This is a genomic window from Acinetobacter sp. RIT698, from assembly GCF_009668065.1.
Taxonomy (GTDB): Bacteria; Pseudomonadota; Gammaproteobacteria; order Pseudomonadales; family Moraxellaceae; genus Acinetobacter; species Acinetobacter guillouiae.
The window spans coordinates 1-7,134 of sequence record NZ_WJYH01000090.1; the positions used below are offsets into that span (position 1 = coordinate 1).

Consider the following 7,134-nt stretch of genomic DNA (forward strand, 5'->3'; position numbering starts at 1 on the left):
AAATGTATTGAAAATAACTTCATGAACTTGCTTTAAAAAATGATTCCATTTTTAATATAAATAGATAAAATACTTATAAATCATCATTTTACATAAGTATTAAATGTTAAAAATTCATGTAATAGATGCGACTCATGGAGATTGTCTTCTTCTTGATTTCGATCATTCAAAAATTCTGATCGATTGTGGTCCAAAATCATTCAAAGCTCGTAGAGATGTACTAGCTAATATAGAAAAGATTTTAGGTGAAAATAGTGTTATTGATATAGCGATAGTCACTCATAATGATGATGACCACATCGGTGGATTTGAATTTTTGCTCGATACTTCTATCAAAATTAACACTATTATTTTTAATAGTCTCCAAGATATTCCTGACATTATAAAAAGCTCACAGAAACAAATTTCATATAACCAAGATAATCTTCTTAGACAAAAATTACTGGAAGAACGTGGAATTCAAATTCAATGTTTGACAAGAAATTCTACTCCGTTAATATTCAAAGATATTAAGTTAACCGCAATAACACCAACAGCTGAAATCCTAGAGCGAATGTTAAAGGATGCTGATGCTAAAAAAGAAAGAGAAGAAAAAAAGAAAAGGCAAAAACAAATTTCAAGTTCGAAAACTGAAGAAATAAAACTTGCGGAAGTTTTACAAAAAATACAATCTGGTCAAGATACTTTTATAAAAGATATATCTATTACTAATAAATCAAGTATTGGATTGGTCATTGAATATGAAAACTTCTCGGGGCTTTTTCTAGGGGATGCTCATGCTGAAGATGTTATAGAAGGTTTAAATATCGCAGGTTTTTTAAAACATCAATTTGATGTGGTAAAGATTTCACATCATGGTAGTGAACATAATACAAGTATCAATTTACTAGAGCTTATTGGAAAAACTGAATATATCTTATGTGCTGATAATGAAACAAAGAATAAGCATCCTAATAACATTACCTTAGCTAGAATTCTAAGTTTCGATAACAATCCAACTATTCATTTAAGCTCAAATAGCTCTAATCTATTAGCAAAAATTGAAGAGTGTAAAAGTCTAGGTTTTGATATTAATGAAAACTATCCTTCTAATGGAGTGAACACACTTAGCTATGAATACAAATAACCTAATACAAGTTCACACACTGACAGATAACTCCAGTGGATATTTTTTCAAGTCATTTGATGATGAGAAGTCATTTGTTATTACATCAAAACATAGCATCTGTGACCAAAGGAATAGTTGTGACTTATATCTAAGTAATACGGATGGATGTTGTAGAGTCTGTCCTAAAGAATTTGATACAACAGATATTCAATTATTTAATAACGGTGATACATCAGCTCTTCATATAGAAAAAATTTATTATGAAAAAGCAAAAGATTTAGTAATTGTACATGTCACTGAAACTGCTACCAATAAACTAGTAATTAACGAAAAAAGCTGTAGCGACCTCTATGTAGCTTCTGGTTTTAATAGCTTAGAATCTGGAATAACCAACTTAGTATTTGATGCACCTAGAGTCATTGATACACTTATTTATTACAACTTACATTCAGATCCAACCCCAAATCTAATAGAAAAAAAGAGAAATTTTCATGGAATATCAGGTTCTGTAATTTTTACACATCATGAAAAGTACCCGACAGCCAAAGCACTGATCATTCACAATGAAAACCATAATGACTTTGGAGCTGAAAGTCTTGATACTTTAAATTTCAGTGAAATTAATAAATTTTTTGAATGTAAAGTATTTGATCAAAGGCTTTATATTCCAGAAGTACAGATGATCAAAGAAATTAGTCAACAGAGCTTGGACCAGGTGCTTAAAACAATTGAGGATTTTGAATTAACTAGACCTGCATTACATAATGAATTTGAAGAAAAATTAAACTCAGGCAGATTTATCCAAATTACAGGTTTATCTGGTACAGGTAAATCAGTTCTTCTAAGACAAATCGCTGAGTCAAAAGCTAATGATTTACCATTTTTATTCATTAAATCAGATCAACTTACGGGAAGTAATAATTGGTTAGAATATCTATCTAGAGTTGGACTACCAAGTTTTTCAATTTCAGACTGGCTAATAAGTTTGGAAGTTGTTGGGGGAACTCCTATTGTCTTTATTGATGGTATAGACAGAGTTAGTGAAAACAGCAAACCCATTATTGAAGATTTAATTCGTACAATTTTTAACAATCCCGATTTAACCAATTGGAAAATTGTTACAACTTTAAGAGATACTGGACTTGAAACATTAAAAATATGGATCGGTACTCTTTTAAAGAATACTAATATCCAAACTATCAACATAGAACTTTTAAATGATGATGAGTGTTGCGCATTAGCTCAAAAAATTCCAAGTATTCAGCAGTTATTATTCAGTAATAGTAAAGTCAAAGAGATCATTAGACGTCCGTTTTTTGCTAAAGTTTTAACCAACTTAAAAGCCAATGGTTTTGAACCAGAGTCAGAATTAGAACTAATTGATGCATGGTGGAAACGAGGCGGATTTAATGAAACTGGTCAATCTATTTACAATCGACAAGATTTTTTAAAAAGACTTTCTGAACTTAAATCTCTAAACCTTAGCAGTAGTGTCAAGCGTAGAGAGATTCAACCTATCGACGCTTTAGATAGCTTGGTAGTAGACGGGATAGTTCATGTAAATTCTAAAAGTTCTACTGTTGATTTTACACATGACATATTTTATGAGTGGTCATTATTTTATCTTCTTTTAGAAGAAGAACTAAACTGGTTGAATAAAATAGAAACCTTTGGGGAACCTCCTTATATAAGTAGGGTTGTAGAATTGCTTGCACAACGAGAATTTATTGATGATCAGTGGGTGAATCATTTAGAAAACCCAAAATTTAAAGAACTCAGATCACAATGGTTAAGAGCATGGCTGATTGGACCAATCGGACACCCAAAATTCATTGAGTTGAGTAGAGGATATACACAAGTTTTATACGAAAAGGATTTCGATCTTTTTAATAAGTTATTAACATGGTTTCAAGCAGAGAAAACCAAGGCAAATCCAATATTCTTGGAACAGCCTGATAAATTACAATTTGCTATTCAACACCCTTGGCCATCTGATGCATTCTTATGGCGGACACTTTTAGAATATGTTTTGACATCAATACCAAGTACTCCACATCAATTATATCCGCAAATATTAAGAGTTTTTGAGGTTTGGCAGTATGTAGGTATTCATATACCTTCAAATCAAATGTCTGAAATGCTTTTGGAGGTATCAATTCACTGGCTTTTAGAAATTTCTAAAAAAGAGAGATCTAGCACTTGGGGACAAATAGTTAACTTAAAAGATTTTAAGTCTAGGCTAATTAATTTAATTTTAGTTTCAATACAATCAAATCCATCCTACATGGAAAGATATTTAAACTTTCTACTCTTGGAAAATGAAGTATCTAGAGATATTTATGCACATATAGTAGGTGCTTCACCCCTTATTTCACAACATCATCCAAAATTACTTGCTGATTTAACGCTAAAATTTTTATTAGATGAACTGCCTAAAGCACGTATAGAACGTGAGGAAAGGAGCTATCAAAGAACAAAGCAATATTATCAAGAGTTACTGGCTAAACCTGAAGAAGAAAGATCAGAAGAAGAACAATTAAGGATTGATCGTCGTGCCTTATTTTTTCATCAAGCACCATATCAACAAATTCAGAGTAAGGATTGGGAAAATTTATCAATTAAATATGAATCTAGACACTTTTATCCTAGCTCACCTTTAAAAGAACCATTTTCTTCATTATTGAAGTATTCGGAAGATAATGGATTACAGCTCATATGTGACCTATCTAACCATGCTATTCAAGCGTGGAAACAATTATGTGAAATTTCTGAACAAGTACCACTACCAACTATCATTGAATTTCCTTGGGGAGCGCAAGAATTTTGGGGAAATGAAAAGCAATATATCTGGAAAAAACCTGTTTGGATAAATAATGCGATTTCATCGGCCTATATGGCATTAGAAAAATGGGGTTTTGATCAGCTTGGAAAGGGTAGAGATTTTGATGAACTCATTCAAAAAATCACATCAGGGCATGAATCAGTAGCAATTCTTGGTGTAGTAAGTGTTTTAGCTCTAAACAAGCAAGTTATTTCTAACTCTATATTTCCATTTGTTACTAATTTAAAAATATTAGAATTAGATAATTATCGATTCAAACAAAATATTGAAACTGTAATTCATCACTACAATAAAGAAGATTACAAATCAAAATTAGAGTTATTATTACTAGATTACTTTATAAATCCTGAATTTAGTGACTTAACTAAAGATAAATTATCTAATCTTAAAGCCGATCTTCCTTTTAATTTTGAGCATGAAAAGGCAGATCACTCTATTATCAATTTTTTAAAAGAGCGGGCTGATTTTTACGCTGAATATGCCAATACTAAGAATTACTTTTACCAAGAAATTGATGAGAATCAAATTAATTTCTTCTTTGAACATCCTAAGCATAAAAAGCAAGCTGAATCGGAAGAACATAAACAACTAAATGAATTTTCAATATGTTCCAACATTACATATTGGGCTGAGAAATCATTAGAAGCTAATATAATTCAAAATAACTACACTATAGAATCAGTTATTGAATTCTTAAAAACTGTAGAAGAAGATAGCTTATTTCTTGATTCTTGTGAGATAGATGATGACTCATATGTAACCAGAAGAATGAAACAAAACGCTTCTAGTGCATTAGCTACCATGATCTTAGTATTTAGAACAGATCTTAAAGAAAGTGATCTAGAATGGGCTCGTGATATTTTAAACCAAGCAGTCCGATTACCATATAGTTCTTATGAAGTAGGGTGTCCACAAGCTTGCTTAACTTTTCATCCGAAGAAATTTCTTGCACAGGCTTTATCGAGTGAAATTATTCATGACAGTATGGATGATTCAACGTTTAAAAATCTAATCAATATTATAGAGAGTCCATCTTACGAAATTTCATTAGTGGCACTAAAAGAATGTCTTAAATTATTTGATAAACATCCTAAACTGACTTGGTCTGCAATTTATTTTGCATTTGCTCTATGTAAAAATCATTTAAAATATCGAATCTATCGATCAGATAAATATCCAGAAGCACAACAAGAGTTAAAACAGGTATATGAACATCTAAACAGCTATTTTAAATCTGAAGATGAGTGGTGTGCATTACCAATACCTGATGCTCCTTGGGTAGAACTAGATGAAGAAACGATTCAAAAGAAAAGAGATAAAAGAAGTACTGACATAATAAATAAGCAAAGAGTGGGCTATAAGCCTAGATTAGGTCTTTATAAAAATTATTCAAAGTGGGTAAAATCAAATACTCAATGGGATTATCAGTTCTCAGAAAAAGTTATTCATTTACTGCCTGAGAAATTACTTCATGATACTTCTCAAACCTATATTCTCGATTTTTTAAAAAGTTGCTTAGAATGGACTATAGAAAAACAAGAACCTTCCTGGCTCGAAGAGAGCCAGAGGTTTGATGATAAAGATATTATTTATGAATGGAATCATAGCTTATCTAGTGCCTTAGCTAGGGTTGTTGGAATATTTCCTACAGAAGAAATCAAATCTCATTTGCTTATGCCAATTCTCAAGCTTAAAACAGATGCTTGTTGGGAGTTACTTTATCCGTTCATTGAAAATTATATTTGTCGTTATATTTATGATGCACAGAACATTCCTGACAATGCGTTAGATGTTTTAGATTTATGTTTGGATCGTTTTTTTAAAGCATCGTGTTTTGATAAAAAAGGTTATAGAGCTGGAGAAATTTTAGGTTCTGATTTACCTAAGATTGCAAAATCGCTGATGTTTGTATCATTAGATCAAAATGCACCTTTAGCTAGCAGGTTTGTGAATGGTGATTGGTCTGAAATTAAGATAATTTTACCTCTAGTGAATAAATATGTACGAGCGGCAGGTTGGACTGAATATATTATTCATTTATTCTTGAAGTTGTGTGAAAAATCAATCCAAAATTATCCATCATATCTATACGCGGATCAAATTTTAGAATTAATTTCATCAGGTGAAGTATTAAATTGGGACGAGCACGTATATCAAAGGATATCTGGCTGTATCCAAATTTTTATAGATAAGGAAAAATCTATGCCAATAGAGTTACGACAAAAATTCTTAAAAATTATTGATTGGTTGGGTGATCATGGTGATAGAACTAGTGCAGCACTTCAGCAAAGCAAATTTTTTCAAACAGTAAAAAGCTCCTGAGTTATAAATTCATAACTCTATAGAGCTGGCAATTTTTATCAAACATTTATCTAGTTGAATATACTATGAATCATGAGAGTTTAATCAAAGTTGAAACCCTAAACTCGGAATCTACGGGGTATCTTTTTTTATCACATGATGAGACAAAATCATTTGTCATAACATCTAAGCATAGTATTTGTGACCAAAAGGATAATTGCGGCCCCTACAAAAATAAAGAAGATGGCTGTTGTAGAACTTGCCCCAAAGAATTTACTATGGAAAATATCCATTTATTACAGGAAGGGAGTCAAGAAAAACTAAGTATTAGTAAAATATTTTATGATAAAAATAAAGATCTTACGATTATTGAGGTTAATGAAAGGGCTGCTGATAAATTAATCATTAATGAAAAAATTTATACCGACTCATATATTGCAAGAGGATTCAACGAAAAGGATAAAGATTGGATTAATTTGGATCTAGATAAACCTAAACTTTTCGGACCTATGATTCACTATCGCCATTCAAGTCCAATTCCCAATTTAGTGGAGAAAAAAAAGAATTTTAAAGGAATATCTGGTTCGGTCGTTTTCACTTATCATCAAGATAATTCTCAACAAATTGCAAAAGCACTAATTATTCATAATGAAAGCCATAATGATTTTGGTGCAGAGAATCTTGAAAAACTAGGCTTCGATTTCATCAATAATTTTTTTGAATGTCATGTTTTTAGTATAACAGAAGATATAGAGCTAGATGAACTAAGGCTTTTATTACAAAAGAACCAAGAATGGTTATTAAAATCATTCTCCAATAACAAAGCAGCAAAACATAGTTTTGGTCAACCTTTAGCTCCTAATGACCCAAATTTACCAAAATT

Annotated in this window: 3 protein-coding genes; all 3 read left to right on the plus strand. The window is 31.1% G+C overall.

Translation table 11 applies throughout. From position 1 onward, the window contains the following. Positions 1 to 103 precede the first annotated feature (103 nt). Positions 104 to 1,126: an MBL fold metallo-hydrolase gene (locus GJV03_RS20820; RefSeq protein WP_154131032.1), complete on the plus strand. Its 1,023-nt coding sequence runs from the start codon at positions 104 to 106 to the stop codon at positions 1,124 to 1,126. Further along, positions 1,113 to 6,272, plus strand: coding sequence for an ATP-binding protein (locus GJV03_RS20825; RefSeq protein ID WP_252720757.1), 5,160 nt, complete (start codon positions 1,113 to 1,115; stop codon positions 6,270 to 6,272). The genes GJV03_RS20820 and GJV03_RS20825 overlap by 14 nt, the downstream gene beginning before the upstream one ends. A gap of 65 nt (positions 6,273 to 6,337) precedes the next feature. After that, positions 6,338 to 7,134: hypothetical protein (locus GJV03_RS20835; protein ID WP_154131033.1), on the plus strand; the 797-nt coding region annotated here is incomplete at its 3' end.